This is a genomic window from Massilia sp. (assembly GCF_046293535.1).
GTDB lineage: Bacteria > Pseudomonadota > Gammaproteobacteria > Burkholderiales > Burkholderiaceae_D > Telluria.
The window spans coordinates 56608-81598 of the sequence record NZ_JBKBOV010000013.1; the positions used below are offsets into that span (position 1 = coordinate 56608).

Annotated in this window: 18 protein-coding genes; 6 read left to right on the forward strand and 12 right to left on the reverse strand. The window is 67.6% G+C overall.

The features are described 5' to 3' along the window. Positions 1-94: 94 nt before the first annotated feature. The 3 genes from ACK4S9_RS09730 to ACK4S9_RS09740 are packed head-to-tail and all read right to left on the reverse strand — an operon-like array spanning position 95 to position 3722. The gene (locus ACK4S9_RS09730; RefSeq protein ID WP_409724773.1) at positions 95-1483 is read right to left on the reverse strand and encodes an L-serine ammonia-lyase; all 1389 of its coding nucleotides are present in this window, start codon (positions 1481-1483) and stop codon (positions 95-97) included. Positions 1484-1539: 56 nt separating this feature from the next. Continuing rightward, positions 1540-2496 (reverse strand): NAD-dependent epimerase/dehydratase family protein, encoded by a 957-nt coding sequence (locus tag ACK4S9_RS09735; RefSeq protein WP_409724776.1) that lies wholly within the window; start codon positions 2494-2496, stop codon positions 1540-1542. A gap of 20 nt (positions 2497-2516) precedes the next feature. Beyond that, positions 2517-3722: a glycine C-acetyltransferase gene (locus ACK4S9_RS09740; RefSeq protein WP_409724779.1), complete on the reverse strand. Its 1206-nt coding sequence runs from the start codon at positions 3720-3722 to the stop codon at positions 2517-2519. Positions 3723-3904: 182 nt separating this feature from the next. Here ACK4S9_RS09740 and ACK4S9_RS09745 point away from each other — a divergent pair, with 182 nt between their 5' ends. Continuing rightward, entirely contained in the window at positions 3905-4480 is a 576-nt protein-coding gene (locus tag ACK4S9_RS09745; RefSeq protein ID WP_409724782.1) for a helix-turn-helix domain-containing protein, read from the forward strand. A 223-nt stretch (positions 4481-4703) separates the two neighbouring features. On the opposite strand, the gene ACK4S9_RS09750 is transcribed toward ACK4S9_RS09745, so the two are convergent. From ACK4S9_RS09750 to ACK4S9_RS09765, 4 genes are all read right to left on the reverse strand, one after another. Then, positions 4704-6887 (reverse strand): prolyl oligopeptidase family serine peptidase, encoded by a 2184-nt coding sequence (locus ACK4S9_RS09750; RefSeq protein ID WP_409724785.1) that lies wholly within the window; start codon positions 6885-6887, stop codon positions 4704-4706. A gap of 116 nt (positions 6888-7003) precedes the next feature. Continuing rightward, positions 7004-8410, reverse strand: coding sequence for a tetratricopeptide repeat protein (locus tag ACK4S9_RS09755; protein ID WP_409724788.1), 1407 nt, complete (start codon positions 8408-8410; stop codon positions 7004-7006). A gap of 150 nt (positions 8411-8560) precedes the next feature. Then, a complete protein-coding gene (locus ACK4S9_RS09760; protein WP_409724791.1) occupies positions 8561-9208 on the reverse strand; it encodes a PolC-type DNA polymerase III in 648 nt (215 codons plus the stop codon). A gap of 20 nt (positions 9209-9228) precedes the next feature. Then, positions 9229-10494: an Hsp70 family protein gene (locus ACK4S9_RS09765; RefSeq protein WP_409724794.1), complete on the reverse strand. Its 1266-nt coding sequence runs from the start codon at positions 10492-10494 to the stop codon at positions 9229-9231. Between the two features lie 165 nt (positions 10495-10659). Between ACK4S9_RS09765 and ACK4S9_RS09770 the strand changes: the two genes are divergently transcribed. The 5 genes from ACK4S9_RS09770 (at position 10660) to ACK4S9_RS09790 (ending at position 16330) form a co-directional block, all read left to right on the forward strand. Next, a complete protein-coding gene (locus tag ACK4S9_RS09770) occupies positions 10660-11115 on the forward strand; it encodes a DUF2244 domain-containing protein (RefSeq protein WP_409724797.1) in 456 nt (151 codons plus the stop codon). 128 nt (positions 11116-11243) lie between these two features. Beyond that, positions 11244-12155 (forward strand): isoaspartyl peptidase/L-asparaginase, encoded by a 912-nt coding sequence (locus ACK4S9_RS09775; RefSeq protein ID WP_409724800.1) that lies wholly within the window; start codon positions 11244-11246, stop codon positions 12153-12155. Then, the gene (locus ACK4S9_RS09780) at positions 12152-13030 is read left to right on the forward strand and encodes a cyanophycinase (protein ID WP_409724803.1); all 879 of its coding nucleotides are present in this window, start codon (positions 12152-12154) and stop codon (positions 13028-13030) included. Before ACK4S9_RS09775 ends, ACK4S9_RS09780 begins: the two co-directional genes overlap by 4 nt. Beyond that, complete coding sequence (gene cphA, locus ACK4S9_RS09785) at positions 13027-15615, forward strand: cyanophycin synthetase (protein WP_409724806.1); 2589 nt, start codon at positions 13027-13029, stop codon at positions 15613-15615. Before ACK4S9_RS09780 ends, cphA (ACK4S9_RS09785) begins: the two co-directional genes overlap by 4 nt. Before the next feature lie 214 nt (positions 15616-15829). Continuing rightward, on the forward strand, positions 15830-16330 hold the full coding sequence (locus ACK4S9_RS09790) for an outer membrane beta-barrel protein (protein WP_409724808.1): 501 nt from the start codon (positions 15830-15832) through the stop codon (positions 16328-16330). A 124-nt stretch (positions 16331-16454) separates the two neighbouring features. Here ACK4S9_RS09790 and cphA (ACK4S9_RS09795) read toward each other — a convergent pair whose 3' ends face one another. From cphA (ACK4S9_RS09795) to ACK4S9_RS09815, 5 genes are all read right to left on the reverse strand, one after another. Beyond that, positions 16455-19097, reverse strand: a complete 2643-nt coding sequence (gene cphA / locus ACK4S9_RS09795) for a cyanophycin synthetase (RefSeq protein ID WP_409724811.1) — start codon at positions 19095-19097, stop codon at positions 16455-16457. A gap of 65 nt (positions 19098-19162) precedes the next feature. Next, a complete protein-coding gene (locus tag ACK4S9_RS09800; RefSeq protein WP_409724814.1) occupies positions 19163-20614 on the reverse strand; it encodes an iron-containing redox enzyme family protein in 1452 nt (483 codons plus the stop codon). Positions 20615-20762: 148 nt separating this feature from the next. Beyond that, positions 20763-22532, reverse strand: coding sequence for a thiamine pyrophosphate-requiring protein (locus ACK4S9_RS09805; RefSeq protein ID WP_409724817.1), 1770 nt, complete (start codon positions 22530-22532; stop codon positions 20763-20765). A 110-nt stretch (positions 22533-22642) separates the two neighbouring features. Further along, a complete protein-coding gene (locus ACK4S9_RS09810; RefSeq protein ID WP_409724820.1) occupies positions 22643-23260 on the reverse strand; it encodes an isochorismatase family protein in 618 nt (205 codons plus the stop codon). 143 nt (positions 23261-23403) lie between these two features. Next, entirely contained in the window at positions 23404-24798 is a 1395-nt protein-coding gene (locus tag ACK4S9_RS09815; protein WP_409724823.1) for an amino acid permease, read from the reverse strand. Positions 24799-24991 lie beyond the last annotated feature (193 nt).

Below are 24991 nucleotides of genomic sequence, written 5' to 3' on the forward strand. Positions count from 1 at the left end.
GGAATGACGGTTCCAAGGACATCGATACAAATACCGAAGTCAGCTGCTCAAGCACGTCGTCCCGGCGCAGGCCGGGACCCAAGTGAAGATTAGCTCAGCAGGCCGCGTGGTTCACCGTCACCACGTGCACCGCCAGGCCACCCAGCGAGGTTTCCTTGTACTTCACCTGCATGTCCGCCCCCGTCTGGCGCATGGTCTCGATCACGTTGTCGAGGCTGACGAAGTGGGTGCCGTCGCCCTTCAGGGCCAGCGAGGCCGCGGTGATCGCCTTGATCGCTCCCATGCCGTTGCGCTCGATGCAGGGAATCTGCACCAGGCCGCCGATCGGGTCGCAGGTCATGCCGAGGTGGTGCTCGATGCCGATCTCCGCCGCGTTCTCGATGCGCTCGTTGGAGCCGCCCAGCGCCGCCACCAGGCCGGCGGCCGCCATCGCGCAGGCCACGCCGACCTCGCCCTGGCACCCGATCTCGGCGCCCGAGATCGAGGCGTTCTTCTTGCACAGCATGCCGATCGCGGCGGACGTGAGCAGGAAGTCGCGGATGCCCTTCACCGGGTCGCTCGGACGGCAGTCCTCGGCGTAGTAGCGCAGCACCGCCGGGATGATGCCGGCCGCGCCGTTGGTCGGCGCCGTGACCACCCGGCCGCCGGCCGCGTTTTCCTCGTTGACGGCCATCGCGTACAGGGTCACGTGGTGCGTCGCGTCATGCGGCAGCTCGTTGACGCGCTTGCCTTCGAGGCAGTGCGCCTGCTTCCACAGCTTGGCCGCGCGCCGCTTGACGTTCAGGCCGCCCGGCAGCTGGCCCTCGGTGACCAGGCCGTGTGCGATACAGTCGCGCATGGTTTCCCAGATGCGGTCCAGGCCCGCATCGAGCTCGGCCTCGCTCATGCGTACCAGCTCGTTCGCGCGCAGCATGTGCGGGATGGACAGGCCATGCCTACTACCCTGCGCCAGCAGCTCGCTCATGGTGCTGAAGGGGAAAGGCACCTGCACCGCCGCCGCATCGGCCGCGCGGTTCTGGCTTTCGCCCGCCGCGGTGATGAAGCCGCCGCCCACCGAGTAGTAGATGCGCTCGATGATGCTGCCGTCAAGCAGCTTGAGGATGAACTTCATGCCGTTCGGGTGTTCCGGCAGGGTCGACTGCTTGTGCCACACCAGTCCGGTGCGGTACTGGAAAGGCACTTCCTTCTCGCCCAGCAGCTTGAGGACGCCGTCCATCTCGGCTTCGGCCAGCTTGTCCTCGACCGTACCGGGGTCGACGCCCTGCGGCGTTTCGCCCATCAGGCCGAGGATCACCGCCTTGTCGGTGGCGTGGCCGACGCCGGTCAGGGCGAGCGAACCGTACAGGTGCGCCTCGATGCCGACCGCATCGTCGAGCGAACCGCACTCGAGCAAAAAGCGGCGCGCCGCCACCATCGGACCCACCGTGTGGGAACTCGACGGCCCGATACCGATCTTGAACAGATCAAAAACACTCATGTCCATCGTTGTCTCGACTCTTCCGTTTTTTATTGTTCTGTTGGTGGCAAACGCCGGTCCGCTTATGCGGCGACACCGACGTCGATATTCTTCAGCATGCTCTCGACCATCTCGTCCACGCCAATGCGCGCCTTCCAGCCCCAGTCCTGGGCCGCGCGGCTGTCGTCCAGGCTCTTCGGCCAGGTATCCGCGATCTGCTGGCGGCTGTCCGGCTTGTAGGCGATCTGGAATCCCGGCAGCGCCTTCTGGATGGCGGCCGCCAGTTCGCGCGGATTGAAGGACACGCCCGCCACGTTGTACGAGGACCGGATCGCGACCTTCTCGCTCGGCGCATCCATCAGCTCGATGGTCGCACGAATCGCGTCCGGCATGTAGATCATCGGCAGCGTGGTTTCCGGGCCCAGGAAGCATTCGTAGGTCTCGCCCTTGAGCGCCGCGTGGAAGATGGCGATCGCGTAGTCGGTGGTGCCGCCGCCCGGGGGCGACTTGAAGCTGATGATGCCGGGGTAGCGGATCGAGCGCACATCGACGCCGTACTTGCTGTGATAGTACTCGCACAGGCGCTCGCCGGCCAGCTTGCTGATGCCGTAGATCGTGGTCGGGTCCATCACCGTGTACTGCGCCGTGTTCTCGGCCGGGGTGTTCGGGCCGAAGGCGGCGATCGACGAAGGCCAGAACACCTTCAGCGGCTTGCCCGCCTCGATGCGCTCGCGTGCGACTTCCAGGATGTTGAGCAGGCCGTCCATGTTCAGCGTCCACGCCTTGAGGGGCGCCTTTTCGCCGGTGGCCGACAGCAGCGCCGCCAACTGGTACACCTGGGTGACGCCTTCCTCGTCGATCAACCCGGCCAGGCGGTCGCGGTCCAGCACGTCGAGCTGGGTGTAGCGCGCGGCGCCGTAGATGTTGTTGGCGCCGATGTCCGAAGCGATCACGTTCTGCTCGCCGTGCTGCTCGGCCAGGGCGGTGACCAGCTCGCTGCCGATCTGGCCGTTGGCGCCGATGATGAGGATGCGTTCCATGTGGTTTTCCGTTCCGATTCTTAGTTATTCTTGAGGATGCCCAGCTCTTTGCCGGCCTGCTCGAAGGCGGCCAGGACGGTGTCGAGCTGCTCGCGGGTGTGCGCGGCCGACAGCTGCACGCGCACGCGCGCCTGCCCCATCGGCACCACCGGATAGAAGAAGCCCGACAGCAGCACGCCCAGTTCGAACATGCGGGCCGCGAATTTCTGCGCCACCGGGGCGTCGAACAGCATCACCGGCACCACCGGGTGGGTGCCCGGCTTGATGGTGAAGCCGATGCGCTCGATCTCCTGGCGGAAGTAGGCGGTGTTCTCCATCAGGCGGTCGCGCAGCTCGGTCGACGTCGAGATGCGGTCCAGCACCGCCAGAGAAGCACCTGCGATCATCGGCGCCAGGGTGTTCGAGAACAGGTAGGGACGCGACTTCTGGCGCAGGGTCTCGATGACTTCGCGGCGGCCCGAGGTGAAGCCGCCCATGGCGCCGCCCAGGGCCTTGCCCAGGGTACCGGTGATGATGTCGATTCTCCCCATGACGCCGCAGTGCTCGTGCGTGCCGCGGCCAGTACGGCCCATGAAGCCCGAGGCGTGCGATTCGTCGATCATGGTCAGGGCGCCGTACTTCTCGGCCAGCTCGACGATTCTATCCAGCTGGGCGATGGTGCCGTCCATCGAGAACACGCCGTCGGTGACGATGATCTTGTGGCGCTTGCCGGCGTCAAGGGCTGCCTGCAGCTGCTTTTCCAGATCAAGCATGTCGTTGTTGGCGTAGCGGTAGCGCGCGGCCTTGCACAGGCGCACGCCGTCGATGATCGAGGCGTGGTTCAGGGCGTCCGAGATGATCGCGTCGTTCTCGTCGAACAGCGGCTCGAACACGCCGCCGTTGGCGTCGAATGCGGCCGCGTACAGGATGGTGTCTTCGGTGCCGAGGAATTCGGACAGCTTCGCTTCGAGTTCCTTGTGCACGGTCTGCGTGCCGCAGATGAAGCGCACCGAGGACAGGCCGTAGCCGTATTTTTCCAGGGCGGCGGCGGCGGCGCGGGAGGTCTCTTCGTCGCCGGACAGGCCGAGGTAGTTGTTGGCGCACATATTGATGAGCGTGCGGCCGTCCTGGGAAACCACTTCCGAGCCCTGGCGCGAAGCGATCACGCGCTCCGGCTTGAACAGGCCATCGCTGCGCAGCGTCTCGAGTTTCGATTGCAGGCCGCTATAGAATGCTTGGTCGCTCATGTGTCCCTACTCCCAGAAAATGTGGTTGGCTGCGCCGGCTTGACCGGTGGCTGGCGAATGTTGTACCGTTGGACTCGTTCGACTTATGGAAGCAAGTTCTATATGTCGAACTAAATTTCAATATATTGAATCTTACCCCCAGCTAATGAACTTGGCAAGCCAGGTATCAGCATATTCAGGTCATGACCAAAACTTTAACAAATAACGCTCCACCAGAAGTTGGCGCCACGCTACAGCGCCTGCGCCTGGCGCGCGGCCTGACCCTCGAAGACTTGTCGCGCATCGCGGGCGTGTCGAAATCGATGCTGTCCCAGATCGAGCGCGAGAAAGCCAATCCCACCATCGCCATCACCTGGCGCCTGGCCAATGCCCTGGGCGTGGAAATCGGCGAACTGCTTTCGTCCGAGGTGCGCTCGGTGGACCTGATCCGGGTGGTCGACGCCCACGAGACCCCCACCCTGCCCGGCGCCCACGCCGGCTATTCACTGCGCATCCTCGGTCCGATGGACCTGGCGGGCAAGTACGAATGGTACGAACTGACCCTGGCGCCCGGGGGAGAACTGAAGTCACAAGCCCACGATCCGGGCACCAGCGAGCACCTGACCGTCATTACCGGGGCGGTCGAACTGGAGGTGGGGACGGAGAAGAAGAAGATCAAGCACGGGGGAACGGCGCGCTATCCGGCCGATCATGACCACGTGATCAGGAATGCGGGGAAGACGGAGGCGAAGGCATTGTTGGTCGTTGTCCAACGCTGAGCTCTGCTCACCCAGAAATTGGGTTCCGGCCTGCGCCGGAACGACATGCCTCCGCTACGGGCGGAAGGCTCGCCAACACTTCTTTGCGTTTGCCTGAAGCACGTCGTCCCGGCGCAGGCCGGGACCCAGTTTGACGCTCGAAGCGCACTGCCACCGTGTGAGAACAGCAACGGCCGCCGGATCACTCCGAGCGACCGTTGCTTTTTACGGACCCGCGGTCAGCTTACTTGCTGCCGGCCGCCGCCGGCGCAGCCTCGCCCATCTTCAGCTCGCGCGCCAGGAAGCCCCAGCGATCGGCCACTTCCTCGATCTGCTTGGTGGTCGGCTTGCCGGCGCCATGGCCGGCCTTGGTCTCGATGCGGATCAGGACCGGCGCCGGGCCGGCCTGCGCAGCCTGGGCCGCCGCGGCGAACTTGAAGCTGTGCGCCGGCACCACGCGGTCGTCGTGGTCGGCGGTGGTCACCATGGTGGCCGGGTAGCAGGTGCCGGCCTTCAGGTTATGCAGCGGCGAGTACTTGACCAGGGCCTTGAACTCTTCCGGGTTCTCCGACGAGCCGTAGTCCGAGGTCCAGGCCCAGCCGATGGTGAACTTGTGGAAGCGCAGCATGTCCATCACGCCCACGGCCGGAATCGCCGCGCCGAACAGCTCCGGACGCTGGGTCATGGCCGCGCCCACCAGCAGGCCGCCGTTGGAACCGCCGCCGATCGCCAGCTTGCTTGGGGACGTGATCTTGTTGGCGACCAGCCATTCGGCCGCGCCGATGAAGTCGTCGAACACGTTTTGCTTGCGCAGCTTGGTGCCGGCCTGGTGCCAGGCCTCGCCGTATTCGCCGCCGCCGCGCAGGTTGGCCACCACGTAGACGCCACCCATCTCCATCCAGGCCAGGTTGGCCGGCGAGAAGCCAGGGGTCATCGAGATGTTGAAGCCGCCGTAGCCGTACAGGTAAGTCGGATTCTGGCCATCCATCTTGAGGCCCTTCTTCGACACGATGAACATCGGGACCTTGGTGCCGTCCGTCGAAGTGAAGAACTGCTGGCGGGTTTCATAGTCGGCCGGGTTGAAGTCGACCTTCGGCTGCCTGAACACGGTGCTTTCGCCCGTCTTCAGGTTCAGGCGGTAGATCGTGGTCGGGGTGGTGAAGCCGGTGAACGAGTAGAAGGTCTCGGTCTCATCGCGCTTGCCCGACAGGCCGCCGACGCTGCCGATGCCCGGCAGCTTGACTTCGCGCACCAGCTTGCCCTTGAGGTCGTGCACGCGCACGACGCTCCTCGCATCCTTCAGGTACTCGAGCACCAGCTGGTTGTTGATGATGTCGGCGCCGGCCAGGGTGTCGGCGCTTTCGGCGACGATCTCTTTCCAGTTCGATTCCGCCGGATTGTCGACGTCGATCGCGATGATGCGCTTCTTCGGCGCCTTGCGGTCGGTGCTGAAGTAGAACACGCTGCCGACGTTGTCGATGAAGTCATAGCCGGCGTCGAAGTTGTCGATCAGGTCGACCACCTTGGCATCCGGCTTGGACAGGTCCTTGTACGAGATGCGGTACTTCGGCGCGGTTCCCTTGGTGGTCGTGATGATCAGGTAGCGGCCGTCGTCGGTGGTATGGCCGCCGAAGCCCCATTCCTTCTGGTCCGGACGGTCGTAGACCAGGGTGTCGGCGCTTTGCGGGGTGCCGAGGCGGTGGTAATACAGCTTCTGGAAGTAGTTCACGTCGGCCAGCTTGGTCGCCTCCTTCGGCTCGTCGTAGCGGCTGTAGAAGAAGCCCTTGCCGTCCTTGGTCCAGGCGGTGCTGGAGAACTTGACCCACTTGATGTGGTCGGGCAGGTCCTTGCCGGTCTCGACGTCGCGCACGCGGATTTCGTTCCAGTCCGAGCCCGATGCTGCAGTGCTGTAGGCCAGCAGCTTGCCGTCCGGGCTGACCGCGGCGCCGGCCAGGGCGACGGTGCCGTCGCTCGACATGGTGTTCGGATCGAGCAGCACGCGCGGGGTGTCGGTCAGGGTCTTCTGGGTGTACAGGACCGACTGGTTCTGCAGGCCGTCGTTACGCGAATAGAAGTAACGGCCGCCTTCCTTGCCCGGCACGCTGTAGCGCTCGTAGTTCCACAACTTGGTCAGGCGCTCGCGGATCGCCGCGCGCTGCGGGATCTGCGCCAGGTAGGCCTGGGTCACCTTGTTCTGCGCCGTCACCCACTCCTTGGTTTCAAGGCTGTTCGCGTCCTCTAGCCAGCGGTAGGGATCGGCCACCATGGTGCCGTGGTAGTTGTCGGTGTGGTCGACCTTCTTCGAGACCGGGTAGGTCAGGGAGGAGCCCTTGCCGGTAGCGGAAGGGGGGCAGCTTTGTGCCAGCGCCGTATTGGCGCCGAAGGCCGCGGCCAGCAGGGCGACGAGCGTTGCGTGTCTCAGGGTCATGTGGTTCTCATATTCGAGTTATTCATGGGGTCGGCTTGCGCCGACGGCCATCATAACGCGAATCGCCGTGCTCGCATATCCGGCGCCAGCCTGCCGATACTGGGGAGTCGCCGTCCCTACGAGGCCAGACGGGGCGGCGAAACGCGCCGCCCCGCGCGCACGCGCGTGGCCAGGGCGCGCCCCCAGGGGCCGCCGTTCGCCCCCAGGCGCCTGGCGACGCCACTGCGCGCGCGGCGCGCTTCTTCGCTGCCAGGGCGGCCGTTCTGGCCGCCACTGGCGGCCAGGACCATCCACATGTAGGCGCGCAGGGGGTCGCGCTCGACGCCGCGGCCGCTGTTGACCATGCCGCCCAGGTTGTACTGGGCCAGCGCATGGCCCTGCTCGGCCGCCTGCCGGTACCAATAGGCGGCCAGGGCGTCGTCGTGCGGCACGCCCTGGCCGTTGGCGTACAGGACGCCGAGGTTGTTCTGGGCGCTGGCGTCGCCCTGCTGGGCCGCGCGCCGGTACCACTCGGCGGCGCGCGCCTCGTCGCGCGGCACGCCGTCGCCCTTGGCATACATGACCCCGAGGCTGAACTGGGCATTGGCGGCGCCTTGCTCGGCGGCCTGCAGGTAATAGTCGAGCGCGCGTGCCGGGTCCGGCCGGGTGCCGCGGCCGCCGGCAACCATGACCCCGGCGCAGTACTGCGCCTGCACGTGCCCGCGCGCCGCCGCGCGCAGGAAGCACTCCAGCGCGCGCTCGTCGCCGCCGCTGCCATGGCCGGCCGCGAGCAGGGTGCCGAGCCCGTAGTGGGCCTCCGCGTCGTCCTGCGCGGCGGCCCGCTCGAGCCAGGCGATGGCGCGCGCCGGGTCTTTCGGCACGCCCTGCCCATTGGCGTAGGCCAGGCCGAGGAAGCGCTGCGCCACGGCGATGCCCCCTGCGGCCGCCTCCCGGAACCAGCACACGGCCTGCGCGTCGTCGGGCTCGACCCCGTCGCCGCGGCGGTACATCAATGCGAGGTTGAGCTGGGCCTGGCCATGCCCCTGGCGCGCGGCCTTGCGGAACCAGGCCATCGCCAGCGGGTGGCTGACCGGCGCGCCCAGGCCCTGCAGATAGCATTCGCCCAGCAGGTTCTGGGCGCTGGCGAGACCCTGCTCGGCGGCACGGTAGAACCAGCCGAACGCCAGTTCGTGCGATTGCGGCACGCCGCGTCCCTTGCGGTAGAGCTGGCCCAGGTTCTGCTGGGCGGCGGGGTCGCCTTGCGCGGCGGCGCGGCCGAACCACAGCGCGGCGAGCTCGTCGCTGCGCGGCGCGCCGCGGCCGTTGCAGTACATGGCGCCGAGGTGGTTCTGCGCGGTGGCCAGACCCTGGCGCGCGGCGCGCTGCATCCATTCGAGCGCACGCACGTCGTTGCGCTCGACGGCCTCGCCGTGCTTGTAGAGCAGGCCGAGGTTGAACTGTGCATAGGGATCGCCGCGCTCGGCGGCGGGCAGGAACCACTGGAAGACTTCGTGTCCCTCGCGGGCGGCGTTCTGGCGATTCATCCCTACCCCCTTCGGCCCTCTGCGCCGTTCAACGAGGCGGGGATGAAGAATCTCCCGCCGTTGTTAAAATTTTAAGGAGTGAGACCCTCGCGTGATTTGCGTCCGCACAATCGTGGGAGTGCCACATGCAGGCGCGGACGTGGTAATGACTCAGGACGCGCGCCGTTCACGCTCGAGGCTGGCGTACTTGTCCAGGAAAACGGGGACCTTGGCGGCGGCCAGCTTGTTCACCGAGACCAGCAGGTCCGGCGCCACCTGCTGCAGGCCATGGGTGCTGCCGAGGTGGCGGGCCGCGTGCAGCAGCACGTGCGCGGCCACTTCGGCGTCGGCTTCGGCCCGGTGGGCGGCGCCCTTGAACGCGATGCCCAGGCGGTTCGAGAGGTTGCCGAGCTTGTAGCTGGGCAGGCCCGGGAACAGGCGGCGCGACAGCTTCAGCGAGCACACCAGGCCGCAGTGTCCGGTCGGGCGCCCGATGCGCCAGCCCTCGGCCTTGAGGAATTTCTCGTCGAAGCTGGCGTTGTGCGCCGACAGCACGTCGCCACCGATGAAGTCGAGCAGTTCGGCCACCACCTGCTGGCTGGGCGGCGCGCTGTCGACCATCTGCTGGGTAATCCCGGTGAGCTGGGTGATGAAGGACGGGATGCGCACACCGCAGTTCACCAGGGAGACGTAGCGTTCGCGGATCGCGCCGCCGACGATGCGCAGCGCCGCCACTTCGGTGATGCGGTCGCCGGACTCGGGCGACAGGCCGGTGGTCTCGAAGTCGAGCATCACGATCGGGCGTTCAAACACACTCATATTGCGTCCTCCTTGAAGCGTTAACCGAATTTGCGCAGCGCGTCGAGCGCCAGGCCGGCGCCGATGCTGCCGAACAGGTCGCCCTCGACCTTGCGCGCACGCGGCAGCGCCGCCGCGATCCGTTCGCGCAGCAGCGACACGCCGCTCGAACCGCCCGTGAAGAAGACCGTGTCGACCGCATCGGGTTCCACGCCGGCGTCGCGGAACAGGCGCAGTACGGTGGCGCCGACGCTGTCGACCAACTGGCCGATGGCGGCCTCGAAGCCTTCCCGCGTGAGCTCCAGGCTTTCCGGCGGCGCCAGGCGCTCGAGCTCCATGGTGAAGCGCGGGCTGCCCGACAAGCCGATCTTGGCCGCCTCGACCTGGATCGCCAGCCAGTGGCCGGCGCGCTCGTCGATCAGCTTCTGCAGGCGCACCAGTTTGGCCGGCTCGGAGCTATCGCGCACCAGGTCGGCCAGTTGGGCGATGCTCTTGCGCGTATAGGCCTGGTTGATGGTGTGCCAGGTCGCCAGGTTGAAATAGGTGCTCGAGGGGATGGCGGCGCCCGAGCGCAGGCTGCTGCCGTAGCCGAGCAGCGGCATCACGCTCGCCAGGCTCAGGTACTTGTCGAAGTCGGTGCCGCCGATGTGCACGCCGCCGTTGGCGAGGATGTCGTCGCGCCGCTCGGTGCGCTCCGTGCGCCCCGGGCCCAGGCGCACCAGCGAGAAGTCGGACGTGCCGCCGCCGATGTCGGCGATCAGGACCAGCTCCTCGCGCTCGATGCGCGACTCGTAGTCGAAGGCGGCCGCGATCGGCTCGTACTGGAAGGATATCTCGCGAAAGCCGATCGACCTGGCCACCTCTTCCAGCGTGTCCTGGGCGCGGCGGTCGGCCTCGGGGTCGTCGTCGATGAAGAACACCGGGCGCCCGAACACGGCGCTGCCGAATTCGCGGCCGGCGCGGTGTTCGGCGCGGCGCTTGACCTCGCCGATGAACTGGCCCAGCAGCGCCTTGAAGGGCAGCGCGCGCCCCGCCACTTCGGTCTGGCCGTCGATCAGGCTGGTGCCGAGCAGGCTTTTCAGGGAGCGCATCAGGCGGCCCTCGTAACCCTCCAGGTACTCGAGCAGGGCGGCGCGCCCGTAGCTCACCTGTTCGTCGTCGGCGTTGAAGAACACGACCGAGGGCAGGGTCGCCTTGCCGTCTTCCAGTGCCAGCAGGCTGCTTGCGCCCGCCTCGTAACTGCTGCCCGGAAGCCAGCCGACGGTGGAATTGGAGGTGCCGAAATCAAGGCCGCATGCGAGCGCCATAGGATGCTTATCAGTGAAAGGGGCGGTATGGTAACAGATATGCGACGGCTTTTCCCGTCCGGGCGATGCCTTTTTCCCGTCTGTGGCAAACTCGTACACACTCCATCGTAAATACAGCACGGGATGCCGGCGACGGCCATGGAACCTTTACCCTTCGAAAGACTCATGAAGCGCAACTGCTCGATGACGCCGCGCCAGGCGCTGCTCGTCTATGCGCTGCTGTGCACGGCCACGCTCGGCATCGCCCTGGTGTTCACCTGGCGCGGCGCCTGGATGGTGCTCGCTTTCGCCCTGCTCGAAACCGGGGCTCTGGGCGCCGCCCTCATTCACTATTGCCGTCATGCACTGGACCACGAGCGCGTCCGCCTGGAGCACGGCTGCCTGCTGGTCGAGTGCGCGGATGGCACCAGGCTGTCCACCGTCCAGCTCGACCCCGGCCACGCCCGCGTCAGCCTGCCCGACAGCGGCATGCGCAGCCTGGTGCTGATCGAAGCACGCGGCGTGCGCGTCGAAATTGGGCGTTATCTGACACCCTCGGCACGCCTCGAACTGGTGCGCGCCCTGCGCACCGCCCTGCGTGGCGCCTCCCTCCTCTACCTCGCTCCCGGGCATTCCCTGTAAGTTACTTCTTACACAAGCACGGCAACTGTACCGATTTGGTGCACGCAGGTCCGCGCGGATAATGCTGCTATTAACTGCGTGACAACAAAGCGCAGCTCGTAACGCATCTATCAAGGATCACCTACCCCATGAGCAATCCCCAACAGGCCGGCGCCGTCGTCGTGCACGGAGGCGCCGGCGCACCGCTGGAACACGAGGACGGCTGCGTACTGGCCGCCCGCCGCGCGCTGGCGCAACTGGAAGTCAACGGCGACGCGCTCGACGCCGCCATCATCGCCGTCACCACCCTCGAGGACGACGGCCGCTTCAACGCGGGCAGCGGCTCCACGCTGGGGCTGGACGGCGCAACCATCGAGATGGATGCGTCCATCATGGATACCCGCGGCCGGCTCGGCACGGTGGCCTGCGTGCGCGACGTCCAGAACCCGGTCAAGCTGGCGCGCGCCATCGCCGACACGCCGCACGTGATGCTGGCCGGCGAAGGGGCGCAGCGCTTCGCGCGCACCATCGGCTTGCCCGCGGGCGCGCCGATCTCCGAGCGCCAGCGCGCCGACCACCGCAAGCTGATGCAGGAATTGGCAGGATCGGTGCCGCTCATGCCCGGCATCGACAACCGCCTGTTCGACCGCTTCTGGAACTACAAGACTCCGCTGCAGCTGCCGAAGTCCTCGGCCTGCGACACCGTCGGCGCCGTGGTGCGCGGCCCGGACGGCCACTTCGCCGTGGCCTGCTCCACCGGCGGCTCGGCGCCCTGCCTGCTGGGCCGGGTCGGCGACAGCCCGATCATCGGCAGCGGCTTCTATGCCGGCTCGCTGGGCGCCATCGCCGCCACCGGCATCGGCGAGCATATCGTGCGCCACCTGCTGGCGCGCACCGTCTACGGCTGGATCGAGCACGGCATGTCGCTCGAGGAAGCGCTCAAGCGCGGCGTGGACCTGTTCGACAAGGAAGTGGACATCGGCCTGATCGGCGTCACCCGTAACGAGGCCGGTGCTTACAGCAACCAGGGCATGCCCTATTCGAAGATGACCCAGCGATGAGCGAACGACGAGAACACAAGAACGGCCACCTGGTGATCATCGGCGGCCACGAGGACCGCGAGCGCGAAATGGAAATCCTGAAGCGTTTCGTCGAACTGTCCGGCGGCGCCGAGGCCAGCATCGTGGTGATCACGGCGGCCAGCACCGTCGCCGACGAGATGTGGAGCATCTACGACGAAGCCTTCGGCACGCTCGGCGTGGCGAATCGCCGCCACCTGGAGGTGACCAGCCGCCAGGACGCCAACAGCGAGGAGTTCGTGCGTCAGGTCGACGCTGCCACCGGCATCTTCATGACCGGCGGCGACCAGAAGCGCCTGCTGGCCCTGCTCGGCGGCAGCGCCCTCGACGCGGCCATGCACGTCGCGCTCAAGGTACGCGGCGCCACCATCGGCGGCACCAGCGCCGGCGCCTCGGCCATGTCGGGCCACATGCTGGCCACCGGCAGGGTCGAACTGCACCCCGAGAAAGGCTCGGTCAGCCTGGGCGCCGGGCTGGGCTTCCTGCACCGGGTAGTGGTCGACCAGCATTTCTCGGAACGCCAGCGCCTCTCGCGCCTGCTCAGCGTGGTGGCCCAGAACCCCTACCTGCAAGGCATCGGCATCGACGAGGACACCGCGCTGGTGGTCGACATCGGCGTCGGCATCGAGGTGCTGGGCCAGGGCGCGGTCACCATCGTCGACGGCCGCACCATGATCACCAACGTGGCCGACATCAAGGACCGCGACACCCCGGAGCTGATCGACGTGCGCCTGCACCTGCTGCCGGCCGGCAGCAGCTACCGCCTGCCCGCCGCGGACAGCGAAGCCGGCAAAGGCCTGCCTCCCCCACTGCTCGATTTTTTGGAAAATGTAACGAAACGGAACCCGATTTCATGAAAATCAGAGAAAAACGCCTGCTGCGCGGCCCCAACCTGTACGCCGCCAGCCCCTGCCTGATGGCAGTCATCGACGACGGCTTCACCAAGGCGCCCGGATTCGCCGCGCGCCTGTTCGAGCAGTTGCCCGCGCTTCCCCCGGACGCCGCGGTGCGCCTGGCCGACGACGCCCTGCTGGTCGAAGCGATCGAGCCGGTGCTCAACGAATTGCAGCGCCTAGCCGGCGCGCCCGGCGGCTTCGGCGCTACGCTCGCCGTGAGCGGCGCCCCGCGCACCCGTCGCGTGGTGTGCGGATACGGCATCGAACAGGTGGCCGACGCGGCCCTGCGCGTGGCGATCGACCTGGTGCACGCGGCGGCCGAAGACCGTCCCTTCGACCTGCCCAAGGCGCTGGGCGCGCTGCGCGAGCTCGCGGAGGATTACGCGATCGGCACCAGCACCAATGCCGTGGTGCAGGCGGCGCTGCGGCGCGGCATCCCTGCCCTGCGCCTGACCGACGAGGCCAACCTGTTCCAGCTTGGCTGGGGCAGCCGCCAGAAGCGCCTGCAGGCGACCATCACCGGCGCCACCAATTCGATCGCGGTCGGCATCGCCAGCGACAAGCAGCTGACCAAGGCTTTGCTGGAGGTGGCCGGCGTGCCGGTGCCCGCGGGCAGCACGGTCTCGAGCGAGGAAGAAGCGCTGCGCGCGGCGCGTCGCCTGTCCGGCCCGGCGACCATCAAGCCGCTCGACGGCAACCAGGGCAAGGGCGTGACCACCGACTGCGCCACGCCCGAGGAAGTGGCGCGCGCCTTTGCCCATGCGCGCAAGTACGGTCGCAAGATCATCGTCGAGGAACACCTTCAGGGGCGCGACTACCGCGTGCTGGTCGCCGGCCGCAAGGTCGCCGCCGCCTCCTGGCGCCGGCCGCCCTGCGTGGTCGGCGACGGCCGCTCGACCATCCGCGAACTGGTCGAGATCGAGAACCGCAACCCGGCGCGCGGCGAGGGCCATACCAACATCCTCACCAGGATCCCGATGGATGCGCTGGCCGAGGAAACCCTGGCCAAGCAGGGCTACTCCTTCGAGACCGTGCTCGCCAGCGGGGTGAGCGCCGACCTGCGCGGGAACGCCAACCTGTCCACGGGCGGCACCGCCGAGGACGTGACCGACCTGCTGCCGGAAGAAACGCGCGACATCTGCATCCGCGCCGCGCGCACCATCGGCCTGGACGTCGCCGGCATCGACATCGTGTGCCAGGACATCGCCAAGCCCCTGCGCGAGCAGAAAGGCGGCATCATCGAAGTCAATGCGGCGCCCGGCATCCGCATGCACCAGTATCCGAGCCGGGGCACCCCGCGCGACGCCGGCGCGGCCATCGTCGACGCCCTGTTCGACGAATGCGACGGCCGCATCCCGACCGTGGCCATCACCGGCACCAACGGCAAGACCACGACCGCGCTCCTGATCGCCCATGCCGTGCGCCAGACCGGCCTGCGCACCGGGGTGACGACCACCGAGGGCGTGTACGTCGACGGCATCCTGACGACCCGTGGCGACTGCACCGGCTACCGCTCGGCGCGCAGCGTGCTGTCCAGCCCCGAGGTCGACTTCGCGGTGCTGGAGACGGCGCGCGGCGGCATCCTCAAGCGCGGCCTGGCCTATGACCGGGTCGACGTGTCGGTGGTGCTGAACGTCTCCAGCGACCACCTGGGCCTGGATGGCGTCGAGACCCTCGACGACCTGGCCAGGGTCAAGGCGGTGGTGGCCCAGCGCGCCTCGCGCGCGGTGGTCCTGAATGCCGAGGACGACTATTGCGTGGCGATGTCGGACGGGCTGCGCGACGGCGTGGAAGTAATCTACTTCTCGCTCGACGCCGACAACCCGGTCCTGCTGCGCCACCTGGAAAACGGCGGGCGCGCCGTCTACCTGCAGGACCAGACCCTGGTGCTGGCCAACGGCAGCCGCCACGAGGCGCTGCTCGACGCGCGCCAGATGCCGGTGTCGCTGGGCGGCGCGGCGCGCTACAACGTCGCCAATGCCCTGGCGGCGGCTGCGGCCCTCACCGCCCACGGTTTCGGCAACCTCGAGATCGCCGAAGGGCTGCGCAGCTTCGTGTCCGACGCCAAGCACAACCCGATGCGCTCGAACCTGTTCGACGTGGACGGCGTCACCGTGATCGTCGACTACGCCCACAACTGCGCCGCCTACGCCGCGCTGGCCGAAGGCGCGCGCGCATTGAGCGCGGGCCGCCTGGTCGGGGTGGTGGCGGCGCCGGGCGACCGCCGCGACGCCGACCTGATCGACATCGGACGCACCTGTGCGGCCGGCTTCGACGACCTGGTGATCTACGAAACCGAGAATCGCGGGCGCCCCGACGGCGAAACCGCGGCGCTGCTGGTGCGTGGCGCCAAGCTGGGCAAGCTGGCCGACGATTCGCTCAGCGTCGTGCTCGCTTCACACCAGGCGATCCGCCACGGCTTGTCACTGTGCCGGCCCGGCGACGTGCTGGTGTTCGGCTGCGGCACCACCTTGTCGGAGCTGACCGATGCGCTGCGTCCGGACAAGCCGGAACTGGCGCGCCGGATCGAAGCGGAAGCGATCTGAGCCGTCGCCGCCACTGTTGCGCAAACGCCCCTCACGGGGCGTTTTTACTTAAGAAGGTCTTAAATCGATGCCTTCCTGGCTACTTAACGCGCCAAGTTTTGCATTTGCTTACAAATTGCTATTTTAATGCGCGCCTTCAACTGTTACCTTGCTCATCCGTAACCCGGCCCGCTCCCAACGACAGCGGACCGGCTCGAATTCGGAAGGAAAAGGTATGCAGAAAGTGTTGGCCGTTCTCTTCGCAGCCGCGGCATTCGCCGGCGCCGCCCAGGCAGCCGAGCCGGTGCGCGGCGCGGGGCAAGCCTATGCCGGCGTGGCGGTGTCCGGCGTCGACTACGTCGGCGCGGCGACCAAGGCCAGCCCGAAGGTGTTCGGCGGCTACCAGTTCGGCAAGCAGTTCGCGGTCGAGGGCGGCGCCGTCGACCTGAAGAACGGCTACGGCATGTACATCGCCGTCAAGCCCAGCGTAGCGCTGACCGAGAAGTTGAGCGCCTACGGCAAGGTGGGCGTGGCCCAGACCCGCGCCCCGGCCCTGCCGCCGGCGCCGACCGCGCTCGGCAAGAAGACCCGGACCGGCGCCTACGGCGCCTTCGGCCTGCAGTATTCGATCAGCCCGAATGCCGCCGTCACGGTGGAGTACGAGCGCCTGCCGGTGGAGAAGCCGAGCGTGCTCAAGCCGAACGTCTGGACCATGGCGCTGCAGTTCTTCTTCTAACACCCACGGGGGTCCACCCACGGGGGTCAGGTCTGACATTCGGACACGAGCTCGAGCGTTACCGAGGTGTACTGCTCAGCCCGTGTCTCAATGTCAGACCTGACCCCGTCTGGAAGGGCGCGGCTCAGACCTGGGCCGCCACCAGGTCCGCGCTGTCCGGATCGTTGACCCGCAAGGCATCCACGAAGACCTGCAGCGACGAGCCGCAGGCGAACACCAGGACGTCGCCCGGCCGGCACAAGGCCAAGCCGTGGCGGATCGCCTCGCCAACCTCGATCACACGGTGCAGGGTGTCGCTGATCCCCGCCGCTTCCCGTGCGCCGTCGAGGATCAGGTCGACCGCCTCGCCCACGGCGCGCCCGCGGCTCTGGGACTCGTACACCACCAGTTCGTCGAAGCGCGCACCGCACACGCGGCCGACCTCGCGCAGGTCTTCGTCGCGGCGGTCGCCCGGCGCGGTGACGATGCCCACCAACTGCCCCGGCAGCAAGGCGCGCGCCATCTCGGCCATCGCGCGGTAAGCCGCCGGGTTGTGCGCATAGTCGACGATGACGGTCACGCCGCGGATGTCGAACATATTGGTGCGCAGCGGATTGGTGCGCCCGTTCGACACGAAGGTCGACAGGCCGGTGGCGATCTCCAGGTTGGTGAAGCTTGACGCCATCAGGGCCGCCGCCGCCGCCAGGCTGTTGGCGATGTTGAAGCGCGCGCGACCGCCGAAGGCGACCGGCATGCTTTCGACCCGCAGCAATTCCTGGTGCAGGTTGCCGTCGGCGACCACTACCGCATTGTCCTGCAGGTAGACGCCGCGCCCGCCCTCCTCGAGGTGTTGCAGGAACACCGGGTTCTCCGGGTCCATCGAAAAATACACGATCTCCGCTTCCGGCTTGGCCCGGCGCCCCATGGCCACGCACAGCGGATCCTCGGCGTTGAGCACGACCGCGCGCGATGCCGAAGTAGCGACCACGGCCTTGACCTGGGCCAGGTCTTCCACCGTGTCGACGCCGTCCAGGCCGAGATGGTCGGCGGCGATGTTCAGCACCACCCCGACGTCGCAGCGATCAAAAGCCAGGCCGCGCTTGAGGATGCCGCCGCGCGCCGTCTCCAGCACCGCCACCTCGACGTCGGGCGAGCCGAGCACGGTGCGCGCCGACCAGTAGCCGGTGCAGTCGCCCTTGGCGACCTGCTTGCCGTCGATGAACACGCCTTCGGTGGTGGTCACGCCGGTCACCTTGCCCGCCAGGCGCACGGTGTGCGCGATCAGGAGCGTGGTGGTGGTCTTGCCGTTGGTACCGGTTACCGCGATCAGCGGAATGCGGCCATCCGAGTCGCCCATCAGGCCCTGCACGATGGCGTCGCCGGCGTCGCGCGCTTCGCCCCTGCTCGGATACTGGTGCATGCGGATGCCGGGCGCCGCGTTGACCTCGATGACGGCGCCGCGCTGGACATCGAGCGGCAAGGCGATGTCGCGGCAGACGATGTCGATGCCGGCCACGTCCAGGCCGATCTTGGCCGCGGCCCGCAGGCACAGCTGGCGGGTCGATTCCGGCAGCAGGTCGGTCACGTCCTCGGCGGTGCCGCCGGTGGACAGGTTGGCGTTGCCGCGCAGTTCAGCCGTCACCCCGCTGGGCACCACGCTGTCGAAGTCGAAGCCCTGCTTGCGCAGGACGTCGGCCGCATGGTCGTCGAGCGCGATCCTGGTGAGGATGTTGGTGTGGCCGGCGCCGCGCGCCGGGTTCTCGTTCTCGCGCTCGACCAGTTCGCGCACGGTGGCGACGCCGTCGCCGACCACGTGGGCGGGGCGGCGCATCGAGGCCGCCGCAATCCGGCCGCCGGCGACCAGCACACGGTAGTCGCGGCCTTCGACGAAGCGTTCGACGATGATCCTGCGTCCATACTGGCGCGCGAACGCGAAGGCGCGCGCTACCGCCTCGTCGTCACGGCAGTCGACCGTCACGCCCTTGCCCTGGTTGCCGTCGAGCGGCTTGAGCGTCACCGGTGCCTTCATGCGGGCGGCCGCGCGCTGCGCCTCCTCGACGCTGGTGACCACCGAACCTTCCGGCACCGGCACGCCGGCTTCCGTGAGCAGGGTCTTGGTGAGCTGCTTGTCGCTGGCGATCTTCACCGCGATGAAGCTGGTGTCGCCGGTGGTGGTGGCCTGCAGGCGCTTCTGCTTCACGCCCCAGCCGAGCAGGAACAGGTTGGCGTCCTCGGTGATGCGCTGGGTCGGTATGCCGCGCTCGTGCGCCGCGGCCAGCACCGCCGCGGTGCTGGTGCCGATCGCGTGGCGCGCGGCGAGCGCGCGCAGCTCGTCCAGGCGCGGCGCCAGCTCGAACGCTTCGCCACGGCCGAGCGCCGTGACCAGGTCCAGCGCCAGCTGGAAGGCCGGCTGCACCAGCTTTTCGGACTGGTAGGCGCAGACGATGCGGAACACGCCCTGGCGGCCGGAAACCGGACGCGTGCGCCCGTACGAGGCCGGCGAGGTCGACTCGCCCGCGGCCAGGGTCTGCAGCTCGAGCGTCACCTGCTCGATCACGCGGCCGAGGTAGGTGCCTTCGCGCAGGCGCTGGGCGAAGCCGCCGCGCTGGCCGATCGGCAGGATCTGTCCGGCGAGCGAAGGCAGCGCGCCCAGCAGCGCGTCGTTGAAGCCGGGGATGTCTTTCGAGGAGATGCCATACAGTTCCTGCAGGTCGATCACGCTCAGCACGCAGGGGGAATCGGCGTGGACGTTGGGTCCGCGCAGGAAGCGCTGTTCCAGGATTTGCACGAATAGATCCTTGTAATAATTATCGAGTGCGCCGGGTGTCCGGCGCGGGAATTGCGTCGGCGGCGTCAGGCGTCGAACAGCCGCGTGTACATGCGGGTGGCCATCAGGCCGGCCGCCGTGTGGTGGACCTCGGGCGACATCAGGCCGCCCAGTAGTTCCATCGCTTCCTGCTTGCCGCTGGCCGCGGCCACCTTCTCTTCGAGCAGGCGCAGTTCGTTGTCCGGCGCTTCCAGGCGCGGATGGCGGCGGATCAGGCCGCGTTCCGGGAAGGCGGCGCTGCGGTCCTGCTGCTCGCCCAGGTTGTCCAGCGTGCGCTGGCGCGCGCGCCAGGTGAGCATGCGCGGCCCTTCGGCGCGTTCGCCGCCGGGCGCCGACATGATCCAGTCGCGCAGCACCTGCAGCTCATAGGCGTTGAAGACGCCGAACATCTCGGCCTTCTCGCCGTGCACCAGGCGCCAGAAGCGGCTGTGCTCGGGCTCTTCGCCGCGCTTGATCCAGCCGGCCTTTTCCAGCGCCGCCAGGAAGTCGGGAATCTGTGCCGGCGCCGCCAGCCAGTCGTTGACCGAGCGGCCGGCGACGCGGCAGTAATCCGAGTGCATGTTCTTGCCGACGCCGCTCTTGGCGGCGAGGATGCTCACCAGCTCGGCCTGCAGGTCGAACTCGGCGATGCAAGAGGTGGTGCTGGCGCCGATGTCGTTCAGGCGATAGCCGTCCAGCACGCGGCGGTAGAAGGCCTCGCGGTCGCCGATCCGCGGCATCAGGTTCCGGAGGGCCTGCACCGCCTTCTGGGCGTGGCCGCTGGCCGCATTGTCGACCGTGACGTGCAGGGTGAAGTAGTACGGATCGATGCCGAATTCGTTCAGTTCGTAGGAGGTGATCAGCAGGTGCAGCGGCAGCTGCTCGTAGCCGAGGTTGTAGCCGATCACCTCGGGCAGGAAGTGTTCGGTGTTGTGGCCGAGCGCGAGCTGGATCGCGCCCTGCACGAAGTGCTCGTCGTCCAGGTCCTCCCAGCCTTCGCAGCCATGGGTGGCGAGCAGCTTGCGGTAGATGGTGACGTGGTTCTTGCTCGGGGCGCCCTCGCCCAGTTCCTCGAGGTAGGTCTTGATCAGCTCATGGTAGGCCGGGTTGTCCCAGTGCTTGAGCAGGCCGTAGAGCCAGGCGCCGTCGACCAGCTTGGTCGGTGCCACCGCCTTGATGAAGTACAAGGCGTGCGCTCGGCAAGAAAAATAGCGGCGCGGCGCGCCGCTCTTGCGGGCGGCCAGGTATTCGCGGTACTGGGCGCCGACGGCGTCGGTACGCTCCTCGACCCAGGCCGGCAGCTCGGCGATCGTCGACGGCAGGTCGGCCGGGAGGGCCTGCACCGCGGCGACCTGGTCGGCGACGTAGGCGCGCGCGGCGTCCAGGTGCGCCTGCGGATCCTCGTACAGCGAAAAGTACAGCGACTTCGAGCGTTCCTGGGTGGCGGGAACGCTGGGTACCGCGACGTTGGTGGCGCTTTCAAACAGCATCGAATTCATGGTCTCGGAACGTGTTGTTGGTCTATTGGGACGATTGCAACATTATCCAGCCTGAACTATTTATACGAAATCGGGAGCCGCGCTGTGAGGATGTAAGAAAGGGATTACAAGACGACCATCCCGGTGCGGCCCATTCCTTACCAAATGGTCAAGAATCGGACTGTGCATCCGCTCCGCGCCGGATGTCCCCCGCCTCGGCATCGCCTTTCGCGATCGCCTCCTCGTAATGCTCGCGCTGTTTCTCGACCATGTGCGGCGGCAGCGGCGGGATGTTCGGATCGACCACCGCTTCCAGCACGAAGGGCTTGTCGCTGGCCTGGGCCCGCTCCCAGGCCGCGCCGAGCTGTTCCGGATCCTCGATGCGCTCGCCGGCCAGCCCCAGCATGCGCGCGTAGTCTGCGTAGGAGAAATCGGGCAATTGCTGCGAAGCTTGGAACTTCGGCTCGCCCTGCATGCCGCGCTGTTCCCAGGTGACGAAATTCAGGTCGCGGTTGTTCAGCACCAGCACGACGAAGGCCGCATCCGGCCAGCGCCGCTGCTGCCAGTGCCAGGCCAGCGAGATCAGGCCGTTGATGCCGTTCATCTGCATGGCGCCATCGCCCGCCAGCGCGATCACCGGGCGATCCGGGTGGGCCAGCTTGGCCGCCAGCGCATAGGGCACGGCCGAGCCCATGGTGGCGAGCGTGCCGGACAGCGAAGCCAGCATGCCGGGGCGCAGCGCCAGGTGCAGCGCATACCAGGCCGCCACCGAACCGGAGTCGCCGGCCAGGATCGCGCCCTCGGGCAGGCGCGGCGACAGTTCGGTGAACACCCGCTGCGGATTGATCGGCTTGGCCGGCTCCAGCGCTTTGTCGGCCAGTTGGCGCCGGCTTTGCACGATGTCGCGTTCGATTCGTTCGCGCCAGGCACGTTCCTCCTTGCGTTCGAGCAGGGGAATCAGGGCGCGCAGCGTGGACCTGGCGTCGCCCATCAGGTTGGCCTCCATCGGATAGCGCAAGCCCAGCATGCGGCCGTCGATGTCGATCTGGACCCCGCGCGCCTGCCCTTCCGGCGGCAGGAATTCGGCGTAGGGAAAACTCGAGCCCACTATCAGGAGGGTGTCGCAATCGCGCAGCATTGCATTGCTGGCCTCGGTGCCGAGGATGCCGACCGATCCGGTCACGAACGGGAGGTTGTCCGCCAGCACCGCCTTGCCCAGCAGGGCCTTGGCCACGCCCGCACCCAGCAGATCGGCCACCTCGGTGAGTTCCGCGTGCGCCCCATGGGCGCCGGCCCCGGCCAGGATCGCCACCTTGCTGCCGGCATTGAGGATGGCGGCCGCGGCGCGCAGCGCCTCGTCGGGGGCAGCGTGGGCGCGGCTGGGCGCGCCCAGGCCGCTGAAGGTGTAGCCGTGCTCGCGCGGCGGAAAATGCACCGCGTCTTCCTCCTGCAGGTCGCTGGGCAGGATGATGCAGGTGACGCAGCGCTCGCTGAGGGCGATGCGCACGGCCCGGTCGACCAGGTGGCGCAACTGCTCGTTCGACGTCGCCATCTGCACGTACTCGCCGGCCACGTCCTTGAACAGGCTGACGAGGTCGACTTCCTGCTGGTAATTGGCGCCGAGCGCGCTGCGCTTTTGCTGGCCGACGATGGCCACCACCGGCTGGTGGTCGAGCTTGGCGTCGTAGAGGCCGTTGAGCAGGTGGATCGCGCCCGGTCCCGAGGTGGCCAGGCAGACCCCGACCTCGCCGGTGAACTTGGCGTGGCCGCAGGCCATGAAGGCGGACATCTCCTCGTGCCGCGACTGGATGAATTCGACGGCGTCCTGGCGCCCGAAGGCGGCCATGATGCCGTTGATGCCGTCGCCGGGATAGCCGAAAATGCGCCGCACGCCCCATTGCCGCAGGCGTTCGAGCAGGAAGTCGCCGACCGTTGCCATTCGTTTCCCCTCCAAGCCGTGACCCGCGAAAGTGGGGCCACCCAGCGGCAGGCTACGGCCTTCGCCGCGCTCGCACCGTGCGCTGGCGCGCATAGCGCGCCAGGCGCGATCTAGAGCCGGGCGCCGAGTTCCACGTCGGCCACCAGCAGGCCGCCGGACAACCGGACCGGCACCGCGCCCTTGGCCAGCATGCGCGCGATGGCGCGGTCGCCGTCGCCGGGCACGACCTCGACGGCGCGGGTCGCTTCCGGCACCAGCAGCACCTCGAAGCCGGCCTCGATCCCGTCCAGCACGGTGCTCAGCACGCAGTAGTCGGCCGCCAGGCCGCACACGGCCAGCCGGGTGATGCCGTCGGCCAGCATGCTGCGCGCCAGGCCGGTGCCGTGGAAGGCGGAATAAGCGTCCGCGTCAGCCGTGAGGGCCTTGGAGACCACGATCGCCTCCTCGGGCAGGCGCAGCGCCTCGCTGAAGAAGGCGCCCTCGGAGGCCGCCACGCAATGCGGCGGCCAGGGCCCGCCCTGGGCCGTGAACGAGCAATGCCCGGGCGGATGCCAGTCGCGCGAGGCGTACACCGGCAGGCCGCGGCCGTGGTACAGGTCGATGAGCGCGTTGATCGGCTCGATCACGAGGTCGCCGCGCGGCACGGCCAGCGCGCCGCCGGGAAGGAAGTCGTTCTGCAGGTCGACGATCAGGAGGGCGTCGCCCCTGCCGAGCACAATGGCGCTCATAAAAAACGGTCTTTCGCGAAAGCCGCGGCCCGGGATGGGCCGGCGATGCAGGCCAAGCTTACCACGGCGGCAGGATGGCTGCCCCCAATGAAAAACGCCCGGCCACCTGCGTGGACCGGGCGTTCGGCTCGGCTAGCGCCGGCTTACTGCTTGTTCAGCAGCGAGCGCTGGCGGGCGTACAGGAAGTACACGGCCAGGCCGATCAGGATCCAGATGCCGAAGGCCACCCAGGTGGTCCAGCTCAGGAAGGACATCAGGACCAGGCAGAAGATGATGGCCAGCGCCGGGATCACCGGCACGCCCGGGCAGCGGAACGCGCGCGGCAGGTCCGGACGCTTCTTGCGCAGGATGATCACGGCCACCGACACCAGCGAGAACGCGGCCAGGGTGCCGATGTTGACGAGTTCGGCGAGCACGCCGAGCGGCACCAGCGCCGCGATCAGGCCGAAGATGAGGCCGACCATCCAGGTGGCGAAGTACGGGGTGCCGTATTTCGGATGCACTTCCGACAGCTTGGCCGGCAGCAGGCCGTCACGCGACATCGCGAACAGGATGCGGGTCTGGCCGTAGGCCATCACCAGGATCACGGTGCTCATGCCCAGGATCGCGGCCAGGTCGACGAAACCGGCGACCCAGTCCTGGCCCGCCACCTGCAGCGCCAGCGAGACCGGATGGTCCACGCCTTCGAACTGCATGTAGGGCACGATGCCGGTCATGATCGCCGCCACCGCCACGTACAGCACGGTGCACACGGCCAGCGAACCGATGATGCCGATCGGCAGGTCGCGCGAGGGATTCTTGACCTCCTCGGCCGCCGAGGTGACGGCGTCGAAGCCGATGAAGGCGAAGAACACCAGCGCGGCGGCGCTCAGGACGCTGCCTGCGCCGAACGGCATGAAGGGCTGCCAGTTGTCCGGCTTGACGTAGTTGACGCCGACGACGATGAACAGGATCACGACGCCGGTCTTGATGATCACCATGATGTTGTTCAGGCGCGCCGACTCGCGCACGCCGAGCGACAGCAGGAAGGTCAGGCACATCATGATCAGGAAGGCCGGCAGGTTGAACAGCGTGTTCACGCCCGGCTGCGCGCCGGGCGCGGCGCGCAGGGCTTCCGGCAGCACGATGCCGATGCCCTTGAGCAGCGACTGGAAATAGCCGGACCAGCCCACCGCGACCGCCGAGGTGGCCAGGCCGTATTCGAGCAGCAGGTCCCAGCCGATCATCCAGGCCACCAGTTCACCCAGGGTGAAGTAGCTGTAGGTATAGATCGAGCCCGCCACCGGCACGCTCGAAGCGAATTCGGCATAGCAGAGGGCGGCGAAGCCGCAGGCGATGGCGGCGATGATGAAGGAGAGCGTGAGCGCCGGGCCCGCGGTGACGGCACCGGTACCGGTCAGGACGAAAATGCCGGTGCCGACGATGGCGCCGATACCCATCAGGACCAGGTCGAACGGACCCAGAACTTTCTTGAGGCCGCCCGGCTTTTGCGCCGCCGCGACCATCGTGTCGAGATTTTTGGTTCTGAAAAGACTCACTACTTGTTCTCCAATCAAAAAATAGTATGGTTCCGCGTCTTGTAGTTGGCGCTGCACCGTATGCCCCGCGCGCTGCCATCCGGCCGGTAGACCGCATGCCCGACTCGTGAACCGACCTCGCCTGTTGCCGCTTCCCGCTCTCGCCCGAAGCCGCAGGCATGACATTATCACCAGATTGCAGATCGGAATCAAA

What these genes read in the sequence shown, in the direction of transcription:
- ACK4S9_RS09735 (WP_409724776.1), bottom strand. Translation starts at nt 2,496, where the DNA reads ATGGAACGCATCCTCATCATCGGCGCCAACGGCCAGATCGGCAGCGAG.
- ACK4S9_RS09790 (WP_409724808.1), top strand. Translation starts at nt 15,830, where the DNA reads ATGCAGAAAGTGTTGGCCGTTCTCTTCGCAGCCGCGGCATTCGCCGGC.
- ACK4S9_RS09745 (WP_409724782.1), top strand. Translation starts at nt 3,905, where the DNA reads ATGACCAAAACTTTAACAAATAACGCTCCACCAGAAGTTGGCGCCACG.
- ACK4S9_RS09770 (WP_409724797.1), top strand. Translation starts at nt 10,660, where the DNA reads ATGAAGCGCAACTGCTCGATGACGCCGCGCCAGGCGCTGCTCGTCTAT.
- ACK4S9_RS09740 (WP_409724779.1), bottom strand. Translation starts at nt 3,722, where the DNA reads ATGAGCGACCAAGCATTCTATAGCGGCCTGCAATCGAAACTCGAGACG.
- ACK4S9_RS09760 (WP_409724791.1), bottom strand. Translation starts at nt 9,208, where the DNA reads ATGAGTGTGTTTGAACGCCCGATCGTGATGCTCGACTTCGAGACCACC.
- ACK4S9_RS09730 (WP_409724773.1), bottom strand. Translation starts at nt 1,483, where the DNA reads ATGGACATGAGTGTTTTTGATCTGTTCAAGATCGGTATCGGGCCGTCG.
- ACK4S9_RS09810 (WP_409724820.1), bottom strand. Translation starts at nt 23,260, where the DNA reads ATGAGCGCCATTGTGCTCGGCAGGGGCGACGCCCTCCTGATCGTCGAC.
- ACK4S9_RS09750 (WP_409724785.1), bottom strand. Translation starts at nt 6,887, where the DNA reads ATGACCCTGAGACACGCAACGCTCGTCGCCCTGCTGGCCGCGGCCTTC.
- ACK4S9_RS09780 (WP_409724803.1), top strand. Translation starts at nt 12,152, where the DNA reads ATGAGCGAACGACGAGAACACAAGAACGGCCACCTGGTGATCATCGGC.
- ACK4S9_RS09805 (WP_409724817.1), bottom strand. Translation starts at nt 22,532, where the DNA reads ATGGCAACGGTCGGCGACTTCCTGCTCGAACGCCTGCGGCAATGGGGC.
- ACK4S9_RS09800 (WP_409724814.1), bottom strand. Translation starts at nt 20,614, where the DNA reads ATGAATTCGATGCTGTTTGAAAGCGCCACCAACGTCGCGGTACCCAGC.
- ACK4S9_RS09765 (WP_409724794.1), bottom strand. Translation starts at nt 10,494, where the DNA reads ATGGCGCTCGCATGCGGCCTTGATTTCGGCACCTCCAATTCCACCGTC.
- ACK4S9_RS09755 (WP_409724788.1), bottom strand. Translation starts at nt 8,410, where the DNA reads ATGAATCGCCAGAACGCCGCCCGCGAGGGACACGAAGTCTTCCAGTGG.
- ACK4S9_RS09775 (WP_409724800.1), top strand. Translation starts at nt 11,244, where the DNA reads ATGAGCAATCCCCAACAGGCCGGCGCCGTCGTCGTGCACGGAGGCGCC.
- cphA (WP_409724806.1), top strand. Translation starts at nt 13,027, where the DNA reads ATGAAAATCAGAGAAAAACGCCTGCTGCGCGGCCCCAACCTGTACGCC.